Origin of the sequence: Geobacillus sp. 46C-IIa, assembly GCF_014679505.1 — a bacterium.
GTDB lineage: Bacteria > Bacillota > Bacilli > Bacillales > Anoxybacillaceae > Geobacillus.
Genome location: NZ_CP061474.1, coordinates 1,392,918 through 1,417,882, shown reverse-complemented (window position 1 = coordinate 1,417,882; position 24,965 = coordinate 1,392,918). Strand labels below are relative to the sequence as shown.

Annotated in this window: 18 protein-coding genes and 3 pseudogenes; 2 read left to right on the top strand and 19 right to left on the bottom strand. The window is 48.9% G+C overall.

Going from position 1 to position 24,965, the window contains the following annotated elements:
- Positions 1 to 19 precede the first annotated feature (19 nt).
- The 9 genes from IC803_RS07190 to IC803_RS07150 all read right to left on the bottom strand — a co-directional run bounded on the left by IC803_RS07190 (position 20) and on the right by IC803_RS07150 (position 8,899).
- A complete protein-coding gene (locus IC803_RS07190) occupies positions 20 to 805 on the bottom strand; it encodes an enoyl-CoA hydratase/isomerase family protein (protein WP_081208844.1) in 786 nt (261 codons plus the stop codon).
- Positions 806 to 1,002: 197 nt separating this feature from the next.
- Positions 1,003 to 2,517, bottom strand: a complete 1,515-nt coding sequence (locus tag IC803_RS07185; RefSeq protein ID WP_198945045.1) for an acyl-CoA carboxylase subunit beta — start codon at positions 2,515 to 2,517, stop codon at positions 1,003 to 1,005.
- A 56-nt stretch (positions 2,518 to 2,573) separates the two neighbouring features.
- Positions 2,574 to 3,011, bottom strand: a complete 438-nt coding sequence (locus tag IC803_RS07180; protein WP_081208848.1) for a MaoC/PaaZ C-terminal domain-containing protein — start codon at positions 3,009 to 3,011, stop codon at positions 2,574 to 2,576.
- Between the two features lie 3 nt (positions 3,012 to 3,014).
- On the bottom strand, positions 3,015 to 4,550 hold the full coding sequence (menE, locus tag IC803_RS07175; RefSeq protein ID WP_081208850.1) for an o-succinylbenzoate--CoA ligase: 1,536 nt from the start codon (positions 4,548 to 4,550) through the stop codon (positions 3,015 to 3,017).
- Between the two features lie 48 nt (positions 4,551 to 4,598).
- Positions 4,599 to 5,768 carry an acyl-CoA dehydrogenase family protein gene (locus IC803_RS07170; protein WP_081208852.1) on the bottom strand — a complete coding sequence of 390 codons (1,170 nt, stop codon included), beginning with the start codon at positions 5,766 to 5,768 and terminating at the stop codon, positions 4,599 to 4,601.
- Between the two features lie 13 nt (positions 5,769 to 5,781).
- Positions 5,782 to 6,939, bottom strand: coding sequence for an acyl-CoA dehydrogenase family protein (locus tag IC803_RS07165; RefSeq protein ID WP_081208854.1), 1,158 nt, complete (start codon positions 6,937 to 6,939; stop codon positions 5,782 to 5,784).
- Positions 6,940 to 6,941: 2 nt separating this feature from the next.
- Positions 6,942 to 7,295, bottom strand: coding sequence for an AtuA-related protein (locus IC803_RS07160; protein ID WP_081208856.1), 354 nt, complete (start codon positions 7,293 to 7,295; stop codon positions 6,942 to 6,944).
- Positions 7,276 to 8,664 carry an acyclic terpene utilization AtuA family protein gene (locus IC803_RS07155; RefSeq protein WP_081208858.1) on the bottom strand — a complete coding sequence of 463 codons (1,389 nt, stop codon included), beginning with the start codon at positions 8,662 to 8,664 and terminating at the stop codon, positions 7,276 to 7,278. Before IC803_RS07155 ends, IC803_RS07160 begins: the two co-directional genes overlap by 20 nt.
- A 22-nt stretch (positions 8,665 to 8,686) precedes the next feature.
- On the bottom strand, positions 8,687 to 8,899 hold the full coding sequence (locus tag IC803_RS07150; protein ID WP_081208859.1) for an acetyl-CoA carboxylase biotin carboxyl carrier protein subunit: 213 nt from the start codon (positions 8,897 to 8,899) through the stop codon (positions 8,687 to 8,689).
- Positions 8,900 to 9,115: 216 nt separating this feature from the next.
- Here IC803_RS07150 and IC803_RS07145 point away from each other — a divergent pair, with 216 nt between their 5' ends.
- Positions 9,116 to 11,245 (top strand): sigma-54-dependent Fis family transcriptional regulator, encoded by a 2,130-nt coding sequence (locus tag IC803_RS07145; RefSeq protein WP_158083289.1) that lies wholly within the window; start codon positions 9,116 to 9,118, stop codon positions 11,243 to 11,245.
- On the opposite strand, the gene IC803_RS07140 is transcribed toward IC803_RS07145, so the two are convergent.
- Entirely contained in the window at positions 11,168 to 12,358 is a 1,191-nt protein-coding gene (locus IC803_RS07140; RefSeq protein WP_223812037.1) for a transposase, read from the bottom strand. The two genes, IC803_RS07145 and IC803_RS07140, sit on opposite strands and share 78 nt — an antisense overlap.
- Before the next feature lie 713 nt (positions 12,359 to 13,071).
- A pseudogene (locus tag IC803_RS07135) lies at positions 13,072 to 14,199 on the bottom strand (IS4 family transposase); the annotation flags it as partial.
- Between the two features lie 148 nt (positions 14,200 to 14,347).
- On the opposite strand from IC803_RS07135, the gene IC803_RS07130 reads away from it, so the two are divergent.
- A complete protein-coding gene (locus tag IC803_RS07130) occupies positions 14,348 to 15,784 on the top strand; it encodes a DDE-type integrase/transposase/recombinase (RefSeq protein WP_081208863.1) in 1,437 nt (478 codons plus the stop codon).
- A gap of 262 nt (positions 15,785 to 16,046) precedes the next feature.
- On the opposite strand, the pseudogene IC803_RS07125 reads toward IC803_RS07130, so the two are convergent.
- The 8 genes and pseudogenes from IC803_RS07125 to dgoD form a co-directional block, all read right to left on the bottom strand.
- Positions 16,047 to 16,289, bottom strand: a pseudogene (locus IC803_RS07125) (IS4 family transposase); the annotation flags it as partial.
- A gap of 132 nt (positions 16,290 to 16,421) precedes the next feature.
- Complete coding sequence (locus IC803_RS07120) at positions 16,422 to 17,885, bottom strand: CoA-acylating methylmalonate-semialdehyde dehydrogenase (protein ID WP_081208865.1); 1,464 nt, start codon at positions 17,883 to 17,885, stop codon at positions 16,422 to 16,424.
- Between the two features lie 16 nt (positions 17,886 to 17,901).
- Positions 17,902 to 19,233 (bottom strand): GntP family permease, encoded by a 1,332-nt coding sequence (locus tag IC803_RS07115; RefSeq protein WP_081208867.1) that lies wholly within the window; start codon positions 19,231 to 19,233, stop codon positions 17,902 to 17,904.
- A gap of 31 nt (positions 19,234 to 19,264) precedes the next feature.
- Entirely contained in the window at positions 19,265 to 20,452 is a 1,188-nt protein-coding gene (locus IC803_RS07110) for an iron-containing alcohol dehydrogenase (RefSeq protein ID WP_081208869.1), read from the bottom strand.
- 258 nt (positions 20,453 to 20,710) lie between these two features.
- On the bottom strand, positions 20,711 to 22,426 hold the full coding sequence (locus IC803_RS07105; RefSeq protein WP_081208871.1) for a sigma 54-interacting transcriptional regulator: 1,716 nt from the start codon (positions 22,424 to 22,426) through the stop codon (positions 20,711 to 20,713).
- Positions 22,427 to 22,606: 180 nt separating this feature from the next.
- Positions 22,607 to 22,726 (bottom strand): annotated as a pseudogene (locus IC803_RS18115) (aldo/keto reductase); the annotation flags it as partial.
- 20 nt (positions 22,727 to 22,746) lie between these two features.
- On the bottom strand, positions 22,747 to 23,751 hold the full coding sequence (locus tag IC803_RS07100) for a C-terminal binding protein (RefSeq protein ID WP_081208873.1): 1,005 nt from the start codon (positions 23,749 to 23,751) through the stop codon (positions 22,747 to 22,749).
- A 62-nt stretch (positions 23,752 to 23,813) separates the two neighbouring features.
- Positions 23,814 to 24,962, bottom strand: a complete 1,149-nt coding sequence (gene dgoD, locus IC803_RS07095) for a galactonate dehydratase (RefSeq protein WP_081208875.1) — start codon at positions 24,960 to 24,962, stop codon at positions 23,814 to 23,816.
- Between the last annotated feature and the right edge of the window lie 3 nt (positions 24,963 to 24,965).

Genomic DNA, 24,965 nt, shown 5'->3' with positions numbered 1-24,965 from the left:
AAAAAGTCGTTCTCGTTCATCATTTGCCCCGCCAGACTGGCGTTCTTTTTTCTAGGAATGCTGCCGCACCTTCCCTTAAATCTTCACTGCAAAATGAAACAATTCTTAAGGTGGATAAATAGTCGAACGCTTTCATTAAATCCATTTGGTCCGTCGTATAAAACGCATCTAATGCCAACTTGACAGCGAGCGGGCTAAATGACGCAATCGTTTTTGCCAGCCTCCATGTTTCCGCTTCCAATTCATGATGCGGAACGACGCGATGAACAAGATTTAATTCTTTCGCTTTTTCCGCTGAAACCACTTCAGCCGACAACATTAACTCCATCGCTCTACGGTCGCCTACTGCTCTCCTGATCCAAGGCAAAATCACAAACGGTACAATTCCTAAACGGAGTTCTGTCAGTCCCAGCTTCGCCTCCTTCGATGCAACCGCTATATGACACATAGCAACAAGACCACATCCCCCTCCTAAGGCAGGGCCGTTAACAGCGGCGATCATCGGTGTTTTCACTGTCGCACCCAGCTTGAACAATTGTGTGCTTTCCCTGCCCTCCATATGCAAAGCAGGCACAGTCTTCATAAAGTTTTCTTTAAACTCATTAATATCTCCACCGGCCGAAAACGCTTTCCCTGCCCCGGTAATGATGATGGCTTTTATATGTGGATCCCTATCACTTTTCTCAATCGCATCGGTTAACTCTTCGGTTGTCCGTTTGGAAAGGGGGTTTCGCATCTCAGGCTGGTTGAGAGTAATCGTGGCAATTTCTTCTTTGACATCGCAAAGAATGGTTTTGTATTCCATTTGGTCAGCCTCCTTTTACTGTCCCATGTTTCTTTGCTTGCAACAGATTAAGGCGGAAAACTCCTCGACGTTTGATTTTGGCTTTTCCGTCATTAATCTGCCATGTAGCCTCGTCGCCATGTTGCCCCAATCCCATTCCTTCGCCTTATGTCCAACACCCTAATCTACTTTGCCGAACTAACTACACATCTATCTTTTCAGCTTAGAATCGTTCCGTGTTTCTTTTCCGGAAGCGGAAAATCTTTGTTCTCAAACATTTCAAATCGGCTGGACAGCTCTTTTCTTAAGTCTTTTGGGGCGATTAAATCATCTACGACTAAATCCCCTGCTAGTTTGTAGATGTCGTAGCCCGCTCGATACTCTTCTCTCAGCCGTTTGACCAACTCCACTTTTTCTTTTGGATCAGTAACACTTTGAATTTTGTTGTAATAAACAGCATTGATCGCTGCCTCTGGTCCCATAATGGCGATTTCCGCCGATGGCAAAGCAATCGTCATTTCCGGCTCATAAGCCGGACCTGCCATTGCATAAATTCCCGCTCCATATGCTTTTCTTACAACAACGCATATTTTCGGAACATTGGCCACCGAGCTGGCGTAGATGAAATTTCTTCCTCTTCTCAAAATTCCCTCTTGTTCCACTTTTGTTCCAACCATAAATCCTGGTGTGTCGCATAAGTAAAGCAATGGGATATTATAGGCATCACAAGTCCACACAAAATTGGCTCCCTTATCCGCTGATTCCGGGAAAATTGCTCCCCCTTTGACGGCCGGTTGGTTGGCGACAACACCAATCACTCTCCCTTCTAATCTCGCAAAGCCTACAACGAGCTCCTTGGCGTAATCTTTTTGCACCTCTAGAAAACTTCCTTTATCAACGATGCAGTCAATTAAATCATGAACGTCATATGGTTGATTCGGTTCCCGGGGAATAATTCGATCGATTTCTTCCGGGCTTCTAGCCGGCGGCTTGCCAGCATATCGAGGCGGCTTTGACTGATAGTTGTCTGGGAGGTAAGATAATAACGTTTTCACCAACTCTGCCGCTTCCTCTTCCGTCTCGACGACAAAGTCTACCGAGCCGCTTTTTTTCGCATGCATCTCAGCCCCGCCCAACTCTTCAATATCAACCTTTTGACCGGTAGCCATTTGCACCATCCGTGGTGAGGCAATGGCCATACCGGCGTTTTTCTTCATCATAATCACAAAATCGCAAAATACTAACATATAGGCTGTGCCCGCGAAGCACGGACCATATAGAACCCCAATTTGTGGAATTCGCCCCGACATAATGCTATGGTTATAAAAAATTTTTCCTCCAGAATATTTTTCAACATGGTATCCACCTGCTTCTTCGATCCTGCCCCCGGATGAATCAATTAAATAAAGAATGGGCCGTTTTCCTTTGATAGCCGCCTGTTGCGTCCGCAATATTTTCTCCCCGTGCTTCTTTCCAATTGACCCCGCCTTTACGGTGAAATCGCTGGCTGCAAAGTAAACAAGACGGTCATTGATTTTCCCTGCGCCCGTTACAACTCCATCTGCAGGCAGGTGTTCCTGCAAAGCGTTAGCGAACAAGCCTGTTTCATAAGCCAACTCTCCATTATCAAAAAACAACTTCAACCGATCGCGGACAAACAACTTGCCTAATTTCTTAATTTTTTCATGATTTTCCCTAGGCCCGCCTTTTTGAATCCGCTCGATTTCACTCATCACCTTTTGCTCGCGATTCACACTGTTCACATCCTTTCATTACAAACTGCTCCCCACTATTTTCCGTACTTATTTAAGAGAACTTTAACGACGGAAATGGCTACTGTCTCACCCATTTGTTTCTTTACTTCCTGATGTGCCGCAACAATCCCCGTTCCGTCCCCCCTATCCTCAAGGTTCACCACCGTCATTTCTACATGAAGGGTGTCTCCGATAAAAGTCGGTTTCACAAATCGCAAATGTTCCATCCCGTAAAAGGCGACGACAATACCCGGCTCAAACAAGAGCAATCCTGAAGCAACGGAAAGAACGAGTAGGCCATGTGCGATCCTTTGTTGAAATGGCGTTTGCTTCGCATACTCGGCATCGGTATGAAGCGGATACCAATCGCCGCTCAAAGAGGCGAAATTGACGATATCCGCTTCTGTAATCGTCCGTCCTTTTGATCGCCAAGTTTCCCCGATTTTGTAATCATTAAAATATTTAGTAAACAACCTTTACACCTTCCCTTTTTCTTTTTTCCACTGACGTAATACGTTTTTTAATACTTTTCCAGTGGCATTTCTCGGCAATTGATCAATGATCTCGATATGTTTCGGAATTTTATACCTTGCGAGTTTCCCATCACAGAATCGTTGTACGTCTTCTAAAGTCATTGTTTTCGTCGCATCTGATAGAACAATATATGCCTTTACCGATTCCCCCCACTTTTCATCAGCGACCCCAACAACAGCAACTTCTTTTACATTTGGCATACGAAATATCACTTGTTCTACCTCAACAGGATAAATATTCTCTCCACCGCTGATAATCATATCTTTTTTGCGGTCAACAATATACAGAAACCCTTCTTCGTCCATTTTTGCCAAATCACCGGTATAAAACCACCCGTTTTTGATCGCCTCCTGTGTCGCCTCGGAATTATTCCAATACCCCGCGAAAACATTAGGACCTTTTACGAGCAACTCACCAACTTCACCAATGGGCACGTCTTGATCCATTGAATCAACAATGCGAATCTCAGTATGAATCGGCGTTTTTCCGACTGAGCCGCTCTTGCGAATACTGTTTCGATCATCCAGTACACTCACAAACGGTGACGTTTCTGTTAAACCGAACCCCTCGTAGAAAAGAACTCCCTTTTTCTGAAAAAATTCGATCACCGTCAGTGGGCAGGGAGCTCCCCCGCACACACTCAGCCTTAAGGAACGAATGTTATAATCTTCAAAGTTTGGGTATTGCATAATTGCCAGCCACATCGCAGGCACAAGAAATAGTGTTGTAATTTTTTCCTTTTCAATTGTTTCTAAAGTAATCTTTGGATCAAACTTATCATCTAAAACAACAGTTCCCCCCTTGTACAGAGTAGGTGTGGTAAAAATATTCATTCCGCCAATATGAAACATTGGGGCAACTGTATAAGTAATGTCTCTTTCTTCAATAGACAAGAAATTAATGCAATTGATCGCATTCCACTGTGTATTTCCGTGTGTTAGCATCGCTCCTTTCGGTTTCCCCGTTGTCCCAGATGTGTACATGATCATATGGACATCTCCCAGCTTAATTTCAAATGACAGCTCTTCTGCAGGAAAAGAAGATAGTAATGTTTCATATAAAAGCGTCATCTCTTGGTTACTTTGCCCCACACAAATATAATGTTGGATATGATCCACTCGCTTTCGAATCTCCTTGGCAACCCCTTCTAACCGTACATCGTAAACGAACACGCGGCCACTCGCATCACGAACGATATATTCTACCTCATCGATGCTTAGTCGAGTATTAATCGGGACAAAAATAGCCCCAATTTTGGCACAGGCGAACATCGTTTCTAGTAGTTCGTTTGTATTGAAAAGAAGGGATAACACTCTATCCCCTTTTCTAACTCCTAGATGTAGAAATGCTTGAGATAAACGATTGATGCGTTGATTTAGTTCACTATAAGAAAAACGCTTATCCTTATAAATCAAGGCTATTTTTTCCGGGAATCTATCACTGTACTTTGCCAGCCACCTACCAATCCCCATGTTCATCGTCAACCTCTCCCTACCAAAATTTCATAATGTATGACGGCTTCCTGCTTACGCTTCAGGCGATCCTTCTTGCATAATTTCTAATCTTTTCACTAAAATCTCGCGCATGATTTGCGTCGTGCCGCCGCCAATTGACTGAATTCGCGCATCGCGCCAATAGCGTTGCACAGGGAATTCCATCATATAGCCGTTTCCTCCATGAATTTGCACCGCCTGGTCACATACCCTGCTCACCATTTCACCGGCGTACGCTTTTGCCATGGTCGCTTCTGTTGTAACGTCCTTGCCTTGGTTGTATAGATAAATGGCACGGTATGTGATATGCCTTGCTTTTTCAATATCAATTGCCATATCAACCATTTTATGGCGCAAAACTTGAAATTGGCGAATCGGCTTGCCAAACTGTACTCGTTCCTTGCTATAGCGAATCGAATCCTCGAGCGCCTTCTCGGCCAACGCCACGCTGGAGAGCGCCATCACTAGCCGCTCCCACTGGAAATTTTGCATAATATACCGAAATCCCTCGTTTTCGTTCCCGAGCAGGTTTTCTTTAGGAACTTTCACATTTTCAAAATATAATTCCCCCGTATCCGAGCTGCGCCATCCTAACTTATCCAACTTCTTTCCGACGGAAAAGCCGTCCCATCTCGTTTCGACGATGAATAAACTAATATTGTGATGGCGAGGCCCATCGCCGGTCTTAGCTGCAATAACTACATAATCCGCATTGACCCCATTCGTGATGAACGTTTTTGATCCATTTAAAACGTAACAATCTCCATGTCGTTCTGCTCTCGTTTCGATGGAAGAAACGTCGCTTCCGGCATTTGGCTCTGTAATTGCTAAGGCAGCAATCATTTTTCCTTGAATGGCTGGCGTCAAATACTTTTTCTTCTGCTCATGCGTCCCCCAACGCCAAATCGGGGGAGTGGCAATCCCAATATGAGCGCCAATCGCCGCCCCAACTCCTCCCGAGCCGCACTTCGCTAATTCCTCAATAAAAACCGATTCCATGATAAAATCCAATCCTAAACCGCCGTATTCTTTCGGGTACTTAATCCCCAGATATCCTAGTTCTCCGAGCCGTTCAAACAACTTCTTAGGAACCTCTCCATTCTCTTCCCACTCCTCCACATAAGGCGTTATTTCTTTTTCAACAAACTTTTTCACCGATTTGCGAAACATCTCATGATGTTCTTGAAACATCCAATGTGCCATCGTCCTCACCACCTTAATCATCTTGCAATCCCATTTGTTTTGCGATGATTTCTTTCATAATTTCATCCGTGCCGGCGCCGATTCGATATAATCTCGTATCTCTCCAAATGCGCTGAATGGGAAATTCCATCATGTAACCGTTGCCTCCGCAAATTTGCAACGCCCGATCCGCCACCCAATGCGCCATTTGTGCGCAGGCTAATTTCACCATGGATATTTCTTTGCTTGGCACTTCTCCTCTAGAAAAACGGTAAGCGACAGCGTATGTCATTTCGCGGCAAACTTCAATTTCCGTTTTCATCTCTGCCAACAAATGACTGATAACTTGGAAGTGGGCAATCGGTTTTCCGAACTGTTTTCGTTCTTTAGCATAGCGGTAAGCAAATTCGTAGGCATACTCGGCAATGCCGATCGCTGCTGCGGCGGAGATCAAGCGTTCTCCTTGAAGCTCCCACATGATCTGCTTAAACCCATTTCCTTCCTCTCCAAGCAAGTTTTCATACGGAACCCGCACATGATCAAAAACGATTTCCGCTGTGTCACTCGATCTCATTCCTACTTTATTTAATTTTCGGCTAATGGAAATTCCTGGTCGATCCATCTCGACAAGAATTAAGCTGATCCCTTTATGTCCAGGTTGATCGGAAGTCCGCACCACAAGGGTGATAAAATCAGCACGCGGGCCGTTTGTGATGAACATTTTTGACCCGTTAATCACCCATTCATTTCCATCACGATAAGCACGCGTTTGGATGGAGGCTACATCCGATCCGTGATTCGGTTCGGTGATCCCGATGGCTGCCAATTTTTCTCCTTTGATGGCCGGTTTTAAAAACCGTTCTTTTTGATCCTCATTTCCAAACTGCATAATAGGGGGTGTAGCCATATCTGTCTGAACAGCCACTGCCATCGGAACTCCGCCACATCCACAGTGGGCCATTTCTTCGGCAAAAACAATGCTAGCAAAATAATCCCAACCTTGCCCGCCGACTTCTTTCGGATAACGCAATCCTAAAAACCCTAAATCCCCCATTCTCTTGATAATTTTTTTCGGAAATTCCCCAGACTGCTCCCACACTTCAACATAGGGGGTGATCTCTTTCTCTACGAAAGAACGAACTGTTTTTCTTAACATCTCATGCTCTATTGTAAAATAAGGTTCGTATCCCACTGTTACCGCTCCTTTTTCACTATTTGCTCATACAGTGAATCGGGCAGATGGATAGAAAATCGCAATATATTCGCTCCGAAACATTTTCCTAAATTATCTACACGAAGCGATGATGACCCTCCGCCGTCAAGCGCTTGATAGCAGACGAAATTTAATGCATCGATATTTGGCATTTCATAACGGATCACTTTTCCTAACACCAACCCGGCAAAAAACTGTTTCACCCGCCCCGCCGTCATCTGTTCAACAAGATAAGGGTAAATGGAAGGATCGTTCGCAAACACGCCAATGTTTACGCAGTTTCCTTTATCCCCTGATCGGGCATGGGCGATCTCTTTAAGCATCACTGTTGGCATACTCTCCCACCTCCTTAATTATGACCTTCACGTCGTTCTCTACTAATTCCCGTGGAACAAAAGCCGACCACATGCCGATAAGTTGTCTTGTTGGAATATTGCCAATGTAAGCCATTGTCGGCGGTCCATTTAGCGCCAGAGGGGGGAACAATCTGCGGAAAGAGTCCGCCTTCTTTTGATCGTCCGTTTTTACCACCATTCGCAAGTAAATTTCATTGACATTGTCATCCGGCTCTGTAGCTAGCGGTCCGTGGAGGGAATTGTATCCAATGAAATCGGTGCGGATTTCGTCAAATTCGATGTTTTTCTCTTTTAGCTGTCGTCGGATAATTCGCTCAGTTGCTTTTGCTTTTTTTAGCGCATTCGGCCATGAGTATCCTACAATCACTTGACCCATATATCCATTCTCATAGCCCATCACTACTTTTAGATGTGGAGGCTTTGGCTTTCCCCTTACTCCTGTCACTTTCACCTCATTGGGCGCCGTCTCTTTCAAATGAACATGAGTCAAATCAACGACCACATCAGGGGTTACATAAGCAGACGGATCATGAATCTCGTACAACATTTGTTCCTTGACTGTTTCTTTGTTCACCAGACCGCCACATTGATCTACCTTTGTAATGATAAACTCGCCATTTTCATACACTTCAGCAATCGGATAGCCTATGCACTCGAACCCTTGGATTTGCTCCCAATCACCGCCGAAGTTCCCTCCCGTTGACTGAGCCGAACATTCGAGCAAATGTCCCATAAAAATGCCACACGCCAGACGGTCCCAATCTTTTTCCGACCAGCCGAATTCGTAAATCAAAGGGGCGAGAAACTGCGCCGTATCCGTTGTCCGCCCGCTGATCACAATATCTGCCCCTTCTCGCAGCGCTTTCGCTAAAGGCAGTGCTCCTATGTAGGCATTGGCGAATAATAACTTTTGATACATTTCTTCTGTAAAAGGCGCGCCTGTTTCAAGATCGGCAAGCTCAACCCCTTTTTTCAAAAAGTCCGGTAGTTTATGAAGCACATTATCTCCTGTTACGACTGCCACTTTTAAATCCTTAAACCCTAACTGATGGGCGATCTGCAAAACGACTTGTTGAGCTCCTTCCGGATTGAGTCCGCCGGCGTTCGTCAAAATCTTAATTTTATTTTTTTTCACATAGGGCAAAAGCGCCTTCATTGTTACTCCGATATCGCGAGTAAATCCGGTATGGGGATCTTTCTGTTGATCCTTCGCTAAAATGGCCATAGTCAGCTCCGCCAAGCAGTCAAAAGATAAATAATCTACATTCCCAAATTTCGCTATCGCTAAAGCCCCGTCAATTGAATCGCCATAAAAACCTTGGCCAGCTCCGATCCGAACTTTTTTCATTGGCAAACCTCCTTATGCTTTTTTACTCGATTTCTCCTAAAACATCGTTTTCCTGAACGAAATCTCCTTCATATACATAGACCTTTTTCAATATTCCTGCGGTTTCAGCCGTAATCGGAATTTCCATCTTCATCGATTCCAAGATCATAATGACGTCTCCGGGTTCGACAAAGCCCCCCTCCTGCACGGGAACTTTCCAAACGGTGCCGCTCATAGGCGCCAGTACTTTCATCAGCCACCTCTCCTTTCTCTTGCCACCTATACTCTTTGCAAGAAATATGCCAACCTTTCTTTCTAGAAAAACGCCGAAAGGGCCATCACCGCTTTCAAACAGTTGTATGAAAAAGTTTACAATTGTACGAAAACATGGACAGTTGTTTAACGTAATAGTTGCTATTTATTCTGAATATTTGTATAATTCTTTAATAAAATGGCATGCGGAGGGAGATCAATGAAGGTGGAAGACTTTACAACAACGGACTATGCCCAATTGTCCATCCGAAGCACGATTCGTGACACGCTTGAGGTGTTTTTGCAGAAAAAAGTCGACATTGCCTGTGTCATCGAGGAAGATCATTTCCTCGGCATTGTCACCAAGTATTCTTTGTACCGTGTATTGCTCGCTGGCGCTTCTCTTGAACAATCCATCAAGAAAGCTATTAAGCGAAATGTTGTCACAATCCAAAAGAACATGACCTTATACGAAGCGAGGGACATTATGGTCGCAAAAAGAGTGAGCCATGCTGTCGTGCTGACGGAGACAAACAAAGTATTTGGAGTCATGTCTAAGTCCGACTTAATACGCGGGATCATGTCTGAAGTGCAAAATCTTGCCAATCGCATGAAAGCACTACTCGAACATCTACAGGATGCTGTCATCTCTGTAGACAACCAACTCAACATTACAGCCTTCAATCGTTCCGCAAAACAACTTTTCCAATTCGACGACCTAACGATCGGCAAAACGATCCGTTCTATTTTCCCAAATTTCACTGACGACCTTGTTTACGCCATAACAACTGGAGAACCGATCAAAGCCAAACGCATTTCGTTGCCGAATAATAAAATGATCGCTTCCTTTATTCCCATTCGGGAATTATCCCGTATCACTGGAGCGATGGTTGTTTTGAAAGACGTAACTTCCTTTGAATCGATCGCCTCGGAACTTGAGTTAACAAAAAAGTTAAAAAAAATACTCAATAGCGCCATCGAATTTGCCTATGACGGAATTGTCATTACTGACCATGCAGGAAATATTACGATGGCGAACGAGGGGTTTCTTGATTTATATGGGGTTGAGTACAATGAAGTCATCGGCAAAAACATCTCTCAAATCGCTCCTGAAATCCCCTTCGAAAAGTGCTTAAAAGAAAAAAAGGCGATGAAAGGCGAAGTCATTAAAATAAATGGAAAGCCGTCCATACTGACCCAATCGCCGATCTTTCATAACCGTGAGTTGATCGGTGCGATTTATAAAATCATCTTTCGGCAGCTCGATGTGTGGAAAGACCTTTTGCTCAGAATCGAACAGCTTGAAAATGAACTTACATATTACCGCGGGGAACTAAAAAAAATGACAGGAAAAAAGGACTCCTTCACCCATATTATTTCCATTAATCCTAGAATCGAGAAACTAAAGCAAGAAGCTTATATTGCGGCGCAATCTTCTTCCACCGTTTTGCTTACGGGAGAAAGCGGAACAGGAAAAGAACTGTTTGCCGAAGGAATTCATAATGCTTCCGGAAGGCAAGGAGCCTTGATCAAAGTGAACTGCGCAGCCATCCCACAGGAGCTGCTCGAGTCGGAGTTCTTTGGCTATGTAGACGGCGCTTTTACCGGAGCTCGTCGGGGAGGGAAACCTGGAAAGTTTGAATTAGCTCATTTAGGCACTTTGTTCCTGGATGAAATCGGTGACATGCCCCTCCATCTTCAAGCCAAACTATTGCGTGTCCTACAAGAAAAGGAAGTAGAGCGGATCGGCGATACCAAAACGATTCAAGTCGATGTTCGCATTATCGCGGCAACAAACAAAGATTTATGGAGACTGGTGCAGGAGGGAAAATTTAGAGAAGACTTGTTTTACCGAGTTAATGTCATCCATTTGCATATTCCCCCTTTACGGGATCGGATTGAGGATATCCCTCTTTTATGCAACCATTTCATCAAAAAAATGAATCAAAGAACAAAAAAATCGATTCTTGGCGTCACTCCAGAAGTTGTGGGATTATTTCAATCCTTTTATTGGCCCGGAAATGTACGCCATCTTGAAAATGTGATTGAAAGAGCATTTCATTTTTGCCACACATCGTATATCGACGTGGAACATCTTCCCGAGGACTTTCTTTCCTTTGCGAAAAACGCCCGATCTTCGTGCGTATCTAGCTCTACGCTCGATGGTCATTTAAAACAGGCACGACAGCAACAGCTACACGATTTAGACCAGACAATCATTTTGGAAGCATTGAAAAAAATGAATGGAAACAAAACAAAAGCAGCTGAACTTTTAGGAATAAGCCGCTCGACGCTTTACGAAAAAATGAGAAAGTACGGGATAAAAAGCAGTTTTCAAATTTCCAAATAGACTCCCATGACAAAAAATTTGTCGCCAACGGAGGCTGATCCAAAAGATCATCTTTCTTCTAGAAGGCTGGTGAATTAATGGGGCATAGACTTCCCTCATGTCGAATTTTGGAGACCATTCTCCCCGCCATTTGGCGCCAAAGGACGGGAAGACGAGCAGGACTTCCTGCTCCAAATTCTGGTTTTGCGCATGCCAAAGAGCCGGTCCCCCCCCTTGTTTTTTTCGAAACCGGCACAATCGCTTCAGATTTTGCACGACGGCGGTCAACAGCGCCTGTTCTTTCATGGCGTCCAGGCCCCGGCTTCGGGCCCGGTCCAGCCCATGACATTCCTTCCCTTCGGCGAACACATGCTCACAACGCGTGCGAAAGGCTTGGATGGATCGATAACCGCCCTGTTGCTGAATGAGCCTCGCCTGGTTGCGAATCTGAACGTCTCGAACGTTCCCCTGGCGTTGCGCTTCCCGGGCCAGGTCCTTCGCCCGGCACTTCCAAGTTGGAATCTCTTCCATCTCCTTGCGGCGTAGCGCACGAGCGGCGTGATGCCTTGGGCAAAGAGCGCTTCCCAAATACTCCGTAACGCCATACGCTTTGTCCGCTGACAAGGTCCGAATCGTGATCGACGGGTGGCGAAACCGAATCGAAGCCAATTGCCTCAAACTTGTCTCCCGTTCCGCCGTTCCGGTGACCACGCTCGCTTTTCGAGATAAAATGACGCGCGATCGGACGTCGATGACGTCGTACACCAGATGCCGAGGATACGCTTCCTGCCCTTTGCCTTTCTTGTACAACCGGGCATCCGGATCCGTCACGCTTCGATGGGTCCGGTTGGAAAACGTGGTTCCACGGAAGTTTCCTCGTTCTTCGGCATGGACGCGTTCCCCTGATGGGGGAGACGGAGAAGGCGGGTCGTCATCGGAATCCCGGTCCGCCTCCGGGGACTCGGTCTGTTCATCTTCCCGGGCGGTGCGGGCGAGGTAGTCCTCCAACGGTTCCACCGGAGCGAGCTTGACTTCCCGCAAGCTGTGGATCGAAGCATTCGCCCGCACTTGAGTGCCATCGGCCGCCGCATGCACATCCGGCGAGACCAGCCCCGCCGCGATGCATTGGTCCATCACGCAGGTCATCAGCCGATCAAAGATTCCGTGTTGGCGCCAGCGTTTCCGCGTTTTGACGAGCGTCGTTCAATCCGGCAGTGTGGGGGGATGAGGATCCGGATGTAGCACGGATTCAAAGTCGAGACCGCAAAACCACAAGTATCCGGCATGCATGTGGGGAGGATCTCATACCACTCCCGCTCGGAGTGGTCGAACCAATACGATAGCAACATCAGGCGAAGCAGCCGTTCTGGATCGGCCGCGGGACGATCCGTTTTTTTCGTATGCAGGGGAGCCACCCCATCGTGAATGACGGAAAAGTCGACGACTTCGTTGATTTGGCGCAGAATATGATGTAGGGAACCAGTTCCTCCATATCGATGACTTGAAACAGCCGAGGCTGAGTCGAAGGGTTTTTGGGGGCTTTCATGATCCATTCACGCTCCATTCCAACGATTTTTCTTCCTTTTTCGACATAAGCCCCCTAAATCCCTGCTTAGAGTGTACTTTTTCACCGGCCTTCTAGGAAGATACAAGAAAGTGCTTTCCACCCAATATACGGTGATAAGAAAGGGTGCCCCCATAGCCATCAAGTGACGCCTTGGAGCGAGTAGCTCCAAGGCGTCACTCTTCATCTTCGGAGGCTGTGACCGTGAGAATATATAAAGATAGGCATGCCAAATACACCTTCCCGATAGAAGGTTTTTTTCATGGTATGAGGCGGGAATTTCTTACGACACCAGCATGATGACCAAACTCTCGATCATGTCTAAAGCGCTCTTTTTTGTATAACGCCTTGATTTTTTCCGTGTTGAGCGATGATGTCACACAGTTTAAAAAGAAGTTGGACAGCTAGCGCCTCCGAACACCATAAGGCTTGAAATAAATCCATACCGAATTCCTTGATCATACTCATCGCCTTATATTCGCTCCATTCCTTTTTTCTGCTTTCGATAGAGCCATTCCCGCATTTTAAACATGACAGTGGAGCTGATCAATAAGGCAATCAATGTTCCATACAGGTGGCACTGAAAGCGAGCCCCTTTCATCGGTTTGAAACGATGAATGTGAAACAGGGATTTCCATGTCTTCAATACCACCTCAATCTGCCAGCGAAGAGAATACAGCGTATGAATTTCGTGCAAAGAGGTATAAATCGCTGGAATATTGGTGATATATACATATATTGGGTGGGGGCGTCGCATCACGTACGCGGCCCCTTTTTGTTTCGCCTTCTGTTTCCATTGTCCTTCCTTCTGTCGCTCCTGTTCTTCGGTCAGCCGATACACAATGAGCCGCGGTTGATGAACTTTCTTTCCACTGACATACGCATCTTCCAGTTCCATGGTTTCTCCGGGTTGCAGCATCGCAAGGAAATCCTCTGGTTCCCATTTTCGAAATTGGTCCCCTTCTTTTTGGTAAATCCCTACATTGTGTTTGAGCCATGAAATGTAAAAGGCTCCGGCGTCATGAATCGCTTGCAATCCCTCAAGCGAAAAATAGCCTAAGTCTTTCAAACAAAGGTCTCCTTCTTGAATGGTCGATCGAAGGGACGCTCCGTAGGCGGCGTCATGATGACGGGCATCTTCGACGTCCACATAGAGAAACTTCCCTTCTAGCCATTCATATTCTAGCTGAATTTTCACCCCAAGCCCCGTACATCCCTCGTAAATCCCTTGGATCTCAGAAGGCAGTTGAAACGACGTGGAATCGAGAATGCGAATCCGGCGAAACAGCGAATGTCTTGGACATAAGCGACGGGCCTCCTGCGTCTGATGAATAAGCAGTTTTTCGAACACCTCTTTGAGGAAACTCACTGCTTTTTCATGAAACCGTTGATTGAGCCCTTCCGCACTCAGGATATTGTCAAAAGTGTATCCTCCATACTCACGGTTTTTCCTTGAGTTTCAACGGTCGGAAGAAAAAAAGCTTGCCACCCCCATTGTTTTCGGCCATCATTGAGGTAACCACACACTCAACAGCCAAAACAAAGAAGGAGTGACAAGCTTGTTACCTCAATTATTAGCCTATTTGCTCGACATAATCAAGACCCAACATCAAATCATTGTCTATTTACTTGGGGCCTTATTAGGAAAATCCTTAAGCCGCAAAGACATGGATGAACCGGTTCGAAAACCGTACCGGAAACTCCAGGTCGATGACCTTCCGATCATCGATGCACCGGAACCCCTTGATTACCGGAAGCTGTTGGCGGACTATGAGGCGCAGCACGGCCGTACTTTGCGGCCCATCCAGCGCCGGGCGAAGGCGAAACACCGTGTTCCGGATTCCTTGACCTGCCCTCGCTGCCAGGCGCCCTCCTCCTACCTGTACGCCAACAATGGCGGGAACGGGCAATACCAATGTAAAGTGTGCCAATGCCGGTTCAATCACCGGAACCGATTTACCAAGCAAGCGATCTTTCGTTGCCCGCGCTGCAAAAAGACGTTGGAAAAAATCAAGGAACGCAAAGAATACAACATCTACAAGTGCAAGAACAACGACTGTCCGTTTTACCAGGCCAACCTTCGCCGGATGACGAACAAGGAGTGCCAACGTTTCAAACAGGATCCACAGGCCTTCAAGGTGCGGTATTTGTTTCGAGAGTTCTTGTTTGACTTTCTCCCGGTGGCTCCATCATCGCCCATCAAGCCGAAGGTCGATTTGTCCCGGCTGGCTGCGTCGCCACACATTCTGGGGCTGGTGTTGACGTACCATGTCAACTTTGGCATGTCTTCCCGCATGACGGCAGCGGCCATGAAGGATATTCACGGCGTGTCGATCTCGCATCAGACGGTGCTCAACTACGCCAACAGCGTCGCACTCTTGATGAAGCCCTTTATCGACCGGTTCCCGTATGAGCTGTCCGGTTCGTTCTGCGGGGACGAGACGTATATTCGGGTCAAAGGCCGTTGGCATTACCTGTTCTTCATGTTCGACGCGGTGAAAAAGATCGTGCTGTCGTATCGCGTCTCACCCAACCGGGACACGCTCTCGGCCATCCAGGCCATCGATGATGTCCTGCGAAAGCTGCCGTCCATCCCGGATGACTTGTCGTTTGTCGTCGACGGCAATCCCATTTACCTGTTGGCGCAGCACTTCTTCGCCCAGCACGGGATCTTGTTCGATGTCCGCCAAGTGATCGGGCTGACCAATGAGGATCCAGTGTCCGAGGAGTTCCGTCCGCTCAAACCAATCATTGAGCGATTCAACCGGACGTTTAAAGGCAACTACCGGCCGACTCACGGGTTTGGGGCGGAAGAAGGCTCGGTGTCTTTTGTGACGCTGTTTGTGGCGTATTTCAACTTCCTGCGCCCGCATAGCGCACTCGAAGGCCGGGTCCCGGTCGTCATTCCGGAGCTCGCCGAGCTGCCGCATATGCCGGCCCGGTGGACGAAGCTCATCGCCATGGCACAAGCGTTTCTCCAACAAGAGGAGGCCTAACTTTTTTGTCCTCCGGAGCCCGTTGAAGAGAAAATCTGCCGGATTCGGCGAAGCGAACCTTTGACCAACCGAACACCGCCAAAGGTAAAATTCGGTCATGGCAAGGGCAGCTTTCCTATGCCCTTTTTTTGTCCCCGTCGCCCTTGACGACTCTTTCTCACCTTTGGCGGGTGTTGGTCAAGGGCGAATCCGGCTCCAAGGATGCCTCACGATGCTCAATGGGATGGCCTGTGTGGAGTTTTCATAGAACTTTTGACGCTACCGCACTCAGAGAGGTGTTTTGCTTGAGAGCTAGAGCACTGCAAAGCTGCACCAATGATTTTTGACCGCCTCCTTCTTGGAGAAATGTGCAAAGTGCCACGAAATCATGGGCGCGTAACTTCCCCTTTCGTTGAATAAATTGATGATCTCGGGCCATATGTTCAAGTTCTTCGCACGATAACACGCTTCGTAATCCATCTAAAAAACAATGCCATTCCTTTTGGAGAGATAAGGACGTCTTCAAAAAAACCACCCTTTCTAAGACATGATGAAGTCTTCAAAAGGATGGTCCAATGAGGCATAGATTTATTCCTGTTTTCTTAACTTGATGGCTATGAAGGGTGCCCCGCTACATTTGGGATACCCCATCATTCGCTTACTGATATCTCGCCGTCACCATTTTCTTTCTCGTGTAAAACTCGACGCCATCGCGGCCGTTGGCATGAAGGTCGCCATAGAACGAGTTTTTGTAGCCCGAGAACGGGAAGAAGGCCATCGGCGCCGGGACGGCGACATTGACGCCAAGCATGCCGGCGTCGATTTCTTCGCGGAACTGGCGGATCGCTTTGGCGCTGTCGGTGTAAATGCAGGCGCCGTTGGCAAACTCCGACCGGTTGGCGATCTCAATCGCTTCATCCAAGTCGCGGGCGCGGACGACGGACAGAACCGGGGCGAAAATTTCATCCGTCCAAATCGTCATGCCCGGCTTGACATGGTCAAAAATCGTCGGGCCGACGAAATAGCCTTTTCCGCTTGTTGCAGCGTCGCGGCGGCCATCGCGGACAAGGAGCGCGCCTTCTTTTTCGCCGATTTCAATGTATTTGATCGTCCGCTCTTTATGCGCCTCGCGAATGACCGGTCCTAAAAAGACGCCTTGGTCAAGCCCGTTGCCGATTTGGATGCGGTCAGCAGCCTGTTTGAGCCGCTCCACCAACTCATCGGCGATATCGCCGACTGCAACGACGACCGAGCACGCCATGCACCGCTCACCCGCCGAACCAAAGGCGGCGTTGATGATGTTCGTCACCGCCATATCAAGGTCGGCATCCGGCATGACGATCGAATGGTTTTTCGCGCCGGCGAGCGCCTGCACCCGCTTGCCGTGGGCGGCGGCCGTTTTGTATACGTACTCCGCAACCGGCTGCGAGCCGACGAACGAGACAGCTTTAATGTCTTTATGTTCTAAAATGCCGTTCACGACCTCGTGTGCCCCATGGACAATATTCAATACTCCTGCAGGCAGTCCGGCTTCAGTAAACAGCTCAGCCAAGCGGTTGGCGAGCAGCGGCGTCCGCTCAGACGGTTTCAGCACGAACGTATTGCCGCAAGCGATGGCGAGCGGGAACATCCAGCACGGCACCATCATCGGAAAGTTAAACGGCGTAATGCCGGCGACGACACCGAGCGGATAGCGATACATGCCCGATTCGATATTCGTCGCAATATCGGGCAGCTGCTGACCCATCATGAGCGTCGGAATCCCCGCCGCAAACTCGACGCATTCGATGCCGCGCTGCACCTCGCCGTACGCGTCCTCGTATACTTTGCCGTTTTCTAGCGTTACAAGTCTGGCCAGCTCTTCCCAATGCTCGACAAGCAGCTGCTGGTAGCGGAACAAAATGCGGGCGCGGCGCGGAACCGGCACTTTCCGCCATTCGCGGAACGCTTCTTTCGCGGCCGCCACCGCCGCATCCAGCTCCTCGCGCGAGGAAAGCGGCACTTTCGCCAGCGCTTCGCCCGTCGCTGGATTCGGCACGATTTCTTCTTTTCCCGATGTCGAAGCGACCCATTGACCGCCAATAAAGTTTTTCAATGTTTTTGTTTCGGTTACAGAGCTCATGAATAAAACCACCTTCCTAGAAAATTGAGTATAAGAGAATGGCTAAGAACATGCCGGCAAGCGGAATGATAACCGACAGGACGAATATCGGCTTATACGTCCGCTCGTGCGTTTCATGGCAGACGGCGCGAATCGTCGTCACAATGTATCCGTTGTGCGGCAGCGAATCAAGGCCACCGGAAGCAAGCGTTGCTACCCGATGCATGGCGCCGGGGTCAAGCCCTTTCGCCAGATAAATCGGCGCCAAAATCGGCAAGGCAATACCGAGACCGCCGGAAGCTGACCCGGTCATGCCGCAAATAATCGTGACGGCCAACCCCAATCCGAGCAGTTCCGGTCCAGGAATGTTCACAAGGACATCAACCGCTTTTTGAAAGGCCGGCACATTTTTCGCCACCGCTCCGAAGCCGACGACGGCGCACGTATTGGCGGCAGCGACTAACGCATCTTGGGCGCCGGACGCCATGGCCTCCCAAAATTTTCGGACGAATTTCGCATTTAACACCCAGCAAAGCACAATACCAAGGACAAGCGACAAGACCCCTGCTGAAGTCGAAGAAATGAATTTTGCCAAAATGTTTAATGAAACAATCACCGCCACTAACGGAAGGATCGCACAAACAATGTTCGGCAGCGGACGGCCGGCGCCTCGCTCGAGCGAAGCAGCAATTTCACTCACCGCACCGGAAACGTCGCCGGCTCGGTATGGCAAGGAAAACGTTTCGCCATTTTGTTTCGCTTTTTGGACAACACGCGTTAAATAGAGGGAACCAACCACAGCAATTGTTGCGCCTACGAAAATGCCTACCCATCCCCCAGCCCCCGGCGTTGTATGAAAAAATTGCGTTGGAATGATGTTTTGAATCTCCGGTGAATACGGAGATGTCATTGTGAACGAAACCGAACCGAACACCATGGCTGCCGGAATAAAACGATGCGGCGTATTCGACTGGCGGAACAGTGACACGGCGATCGGGTAAACAGAAAAGCCGACGACAAACAAGCTAACACCGCCGTATGTCATAATGGCGCAGGCAGCAACGACCGCCAACACAGCGTGTTTAGCGCCAAATTTTTCTTTCACCCAATGAGCGATGGAGTCAGCTGACCCGGTGTCTTCCATCACTTTGCCAAAAATCGCCCCGGCTAAGAAGATAAGAAACCAGCTGGCGAAATAGCCGGTAAAGCCCGTCATGTAGCTTTCCATCAAAGCTTTTTCCAAGTCTAATCCGCCTGTCAGCGCAACAAGAACAGAACTGATCAATGCGGCAATAATGATATTGATCCCCCTCATTGTCAAAAAGATCAACAATCCCAATGAGGCCAATAAACCAATCATCCCCAGCATACTTTTCCCCCTCTTTTGACCGTTGCTTCATTTAACGGCTGACCGTATTGGTGTCATACCGATAGTCGTAACAAATATGATACAGCGCGACAATTTCCTCATGAATCGGCACTCTTGGGTTATTCGCTGGACTGCCGCTCGCCAACGCATCAGCCGCCATTTTATCGACTGCTTTGTCGAATGCCGCTTTGTCAATGCCCCATGTTTTCATATTCGGGATGTGCAAATCACGGCAAAGCTGTTTCACTTCTTCAACAAGCGCATCGGCCGCTTCGGCATCGGAAACGTCCTTCAGCTGCGGGTTGATGAGCCGGGCAATCACCGCCAACCGTTCTGTGGCGCTGTCTTTTGTAAATTCAAGCACCCCTGGCAACAGCATCGCATTGGACACGCCGTGCGGCACGTGGAAGAGCGCTCCGATCGGCCGCGACATGCCGTGCACAAGTGTTACCGAGGCATTCGAGAACGCCATGCCGGCCTTCATCGCCGCGATCGCCATTTTCTCCCGCGCTTCGATGTCTTGACCGTTTTCGTACGCCCGGCGCAAATGGCCGATGATCGCCTCAATGGCGGACAACGCCAGCACATCGGTCACCGGATGGGCGCGTCGGGAAATATACGCCTCGATCGCGTGACAAAGCGCATCGACACCGGTTGCCGCGGTAACGGATGGCGGGCATGAGACAGTAAGAAGCGGGTCAACGATCGCCACGGCCGGAAGGAGCGCAGGCTGGGAAATCATCATTTTGACGTCTGTCTTCGTATCAATAATGACCGTCACTTTCGTCACTTCAGAACCGGTGCCGGCCGTCGTCGGAATGGCGATGAGCGGCACTGGTTTTTCCGTGAACATCGTAGCGTTGCCAACATAGTCGCTGATCGTTCCCTCATTCGTCATCATCACTGCCACCGCCTTAGCGGCATCGATGCTGCTGCCGCCGCCAACAGCGATGATGACATCGCATTGCTCACTCCGGCAAACGTCAAGCGCTTCTTTTACATGAACATCCGTCGGTTCCTTGTCGACCCCTGTGTACTTGGCAAATGGCACCCCCGCCTCTTGCAAATAGTGTTCACAGCGGGCGACAAGGCCGATGTTCTCCATCACCGGGTCGCTCACAATGAGCGCTTTCGACCCAAGCGCTTTCGCTTGTCTGCCGACTTCACGAAACGTTTCGCGCCCATAAATGACCCGACTCGGCACCAACAACTCGTACATCATTCCGCCTCCCTCTTCATTTGATACCGTTTTCAATATCTTCTATATGCAAACTTTGTGCCAAACCAGAAAAGCGTTACGATTAGGAATTTTTCGTCTCCTTAACCGAATATCTCCCTACACTCTACCTACACCTTCCCTACATCATCCGACATTTTCACGACACCTCTTCACCCCTCAACAAAAAAAGAAACAACGGTCAGTCTGCCGTTGTTGATCATCACGAACCGAGAAGCCCTCCTTCTCAGCGGAGAGCGTTCAAAATCCATACTTTTTTAATTTCTCATATAATGTAGATCGGTGAATGCCGAGTCTCCTCGCCGCTTCCGCCTTATTGCCGTTCGCCGCGACAAGGGCGGCAGCGATGCGTTCGCGTTCGGATTGGTAGACCATTTCCTTCCACCGGTCGGCGATGTTCGCACCGCCATATTGCATAGATGCCGCCATCGGCTGAATGGTTGACAAATAGGCAGGCAAATGTTCGCGCTCAATGTTCTCTCCTTCCACCATACTAATGAGCCACTCGACGACATTGACCAGTTCGCGAATGTTCCCCGGCCATGAATAGCCGATCAGCGCCTCCATCGCCTCTTTCGCAAACGATTTCGTCGTGACGCCGAACTGCCGGCAAAGCCGCTCCATATGGTAGGCAAGCAAGGAGGGAATATCCGTTTTCCGTTCACGCAGCGGAGGGAGATGGATGCGGATAATGTTCAGGCGGTAAAACAAATCTTCCCGGAACGTTCCGTCCCGCACCATCTCCTCGAGCGGTTTGTTCGTCGCGGCAATGATGCGCACGTCCACCTCCGTTTCGGACAGTCCGCCGACTTTCTCTACTTTCTTTTCCTCAAGCACACGCAAAATCTTCGCCTGCATCGCAAGCGGCATGTCACCGATTTCGTCTAAAAACAGCGTCCCCCGGTGGGCAAGCTGAAACTTGCCAGGCTTGCCCCCCTTTTTCGCTCCGGTGAACGCCCCATCCTCATAGCCGAACAGCTCCGCTTCCAAAAGCGCCTCCGGGATGGCGGCGCAGTTCACGCTGACAAACGGTCCGTCCGCATGCGGGCCCGTCTCATGAATCGCCCGCGCCGCCACTTCCTTCCCCGTTCCGCTTTCGCCGGTAATCAATACTGTCGACGGAACGCGCGCCGCCCGGCGGATCATCTGCTTTACCGCTGCGATCGTCGGATGGCGTCCGATGATGCGCTCCACTCCTACGGCGGCGGATGTGGCCGCCTCTTGTTTTGGCGCTGTCGCCTCGTTTTTCTCCTTCCGGCTTGCCTCGCGTGACAGCTCTTGCAGACGCCGGAAAATTTCATATACTTCCGATACCCCTTGGAAAATCAGCATGCCGATCGCTCCGATGACTTTTCCGTCACGCCAAATCGGGATACGGTGCACGACCATCGGCTGGCCGTAAATTTTTTGAATATATCCACGCTCCGGAATGCCGGATTGCACGCAAATGTGCAAACGGGTATTTTCGATCACTTCCGTCACATGTTTTCCGATCGCATCCTCTCGCCGGATGCCGAGAAACTGGCAGTACGCTCGGTTGATTTCCCGAACGCCCCCGTTCCCATCGACGACGACGACCCCTTCATATGCCGCATCCAGCACCGTTTTCATCGTTTCGGCCAGACGATGCGCTTCTTCCAGCTCGCACCGCAGCCGTTCGAGCTCGGCTGCCGCGCTCGAATCATCTTCTGCATCGGGCGTTTCCGAGCGGGCGTTTCTCTTCTTTGTTTCATCCTCTAATGAAAACGCCGCCAATACATCTTCCACTGTCATCGCGCGATCCATTCCATCCGCCACCGCTCGCAGCACCATCCACCACGTGCATCGCCCGACCGTGCGCCCGTATTCATCGACGACATCAACGGCGTCTATCCCGTGTGCCGTCAGCAACTGAACCGCCTCCTGCAACGTTTGATGGCAGCCAAGGGTCGCTGATGCGCCATGACCAACCGTCATTGTAATCCCCCTTCACTGTTCCCTTTTCACGTACCGTTCGCCACTGGCATCAAAAAATCCTTCTGTTTTTGCCTTGAAAATCATGGCGAAAAAACGGTCAGCCGGCAGCCGGGGGCGCGAATGCGTTCCATTCGTCAAAAAACGGAGACAGGCGCTCACTGGCCCGTCTCCGTACTCCGGTTACGCTAAAATCCCCTCAATTTTCTCCAGCACCTCTTCGCTTAACGCAACATCGACCGCCTTGACGTTTTCTTCCACTTGTTCCGGGCGGCTGGCGCCGATTAAGGCGCTAGTGGCATTTAATGATTTCTATATATTACCTAAATGTATAATTCTTTCTCTTTTAAGCGCACTTTTTCTTTCACATGAGAATTGACTAAATATGTTGGGTAACAACCCGATAATACATCGGCAACGTTCTGGGCTGTTTTTCGTTTCAACTCCTTTTCGGATTCCTCAGAGTACCAAGCAATATGCGGTGTAATCACCACATTCTCCATCCGAAGCAGGGGATGATTAGGCGGAATCGGCTCGCACTCGGTGACATCAAGTCCCGCACCGGAAATCTTCCCGTCTTGCAATGCGCGAATGAGAGCCAGCTCATCAATGACCGGGCCGCGGGCTGTATTGACAATGATGAGTTCCTTTTTCGCCAAGTTAAACTGTTCGCCGCTGATCATTCCTTTTGTATCTTTGGTTAATGGTGCATGTACAGAAATATAGTCCGATTGTCGGAACAAGTCGTTGAGCTCAACTAGCTGGACATTGAACCGACTCGCCACCTCCGCTGGGATATACGGGTCATAGGCGATGACATGCAAGCCGAAAGATTGAGCCTTTTTCGCCAACGCTTGCGGAATTCTCCCAAAGCCTACAAGACCGAGTGTTCTCCCCCTTAACCGATAAATCGGCTTGCCGACATTGAAATTCCATACCCCGCTTTTCACTTCATCATTTAACTTGACAATTTTGCGAGCTAGCGAAAGCAGCAGCGCTAGTGCATGATCTGACACTTCATCTACCGAATAGTCCGTGACATTGGCTACAATAATGCCCTTCTCGGTGGCGGCGTCCACATCGACGGTATTGACACCGACTCCGTACCGGGAAATCACTTTACATTTCTCTAATTGGGCAATCACCTTGGCAGATATTGGAGCATATTGGTTGATAATGGCGTCGGCATCCTTGCAGGCGGCAATGACGTCTTCCTCTGTGCGGCACTGGGCGGCTACAAAATCCACGTTAAGCGATGAAAGCACCTCCTGCTCAGGCTCCAATGTTTGAAATTCATAGTCTGTCACCACTACTTTGAATTTTTCCATTTGTCCTTCCCCCATTCCATGCAAAATTGTAGAAGCTAGAGACCTGCTATGGCGCTGTCTCCCTACCACTCGGCAACCGAACCGTCAACATGGCGCCAAACTGGGTTTTTCCAGTTATGTCCAACCTCAGCCATTTTCCTCACATACTCTTCGTGAATCTCGATTCCTAATCCAGGTCCTTGCGGGATTTTGACATACCCGTTTTGATATTCAAAGACAGACGGATCCACTAAATAATCAAGAAGATCGTTCCCTTGGTTGTAGTGAATGCCAAGGCTTTGTTCTTGAATAAAGGCGTTATACGATACGGCATCGACCTGCAAAGAGGCCGCTAGCGCAATCGGCCCCAACGGGCAGTGCGGCGCTAAAGCGACGTCGTAGGCCTCAGCCATCGCAGCAATTTTTCTCACTTCAGTAATTCCGCCAGCATGGGAAAGGTCCGGCTGAATAATATCGACATAGCCCTCGGATAAAACCGTTTTAAAATCCCAGCGCGAAAACATTCGTTCCCCGGTGGCAATAGGGATGGCAGCGTGCTTGGCAATCTCCTTTAATGCTTCATTGTGTTCTGGCAATACAGGCTCTTCGATAAACATCGGATGATACGGTTCAAGCTCTTTCGCCAAAATTTTCGCCATCGGTTTATGAACGCGCCCATGAAAATCGATCCCAATCCCAAACTCTTTGCCCGCCACTTGGCGCACCGCCGCCACCCTTTCGACCGCTTCATCAATCTTTTTGTAAGAATCGATGTATTGAAGCTCCTCAGTCGCATTCATTTTCACCGCTGTAAATCCTGCTTCTTTCGCTTTTTTTGCCGCCTCGGCAACGTCGCTTGGGCGGTCGCCGCCAATCCAGCTGTAAACCCGAATGGAATCGCGAACCGGGCCGCCGAGCAGTTGATGAACCGGGGCATTAAAGTATTTTCCTTTAATATCCCAAAGCGCTTGATCAATCCCAGAAATGGCGCTCATTAAAACAGGGCCCCCACGGTAAAATCCGCCCCGGTAAAGAACCGTCCAATGGTCCTCGATGGTTAGTGGATCCTTTCCAATTAAATAATCGCCTAGCTCCTCTACCGCCGCTCGCACGGTGCCCGCTCGCCCTTCGACAATCGGTTCACCCCATCCAGCAATTCCCTCATCCGTACTGATTTTTAGGAACAACCACCGCGGCGGGACAAGAAAAGTCTCAAACTTCGTAATCTTCATTCC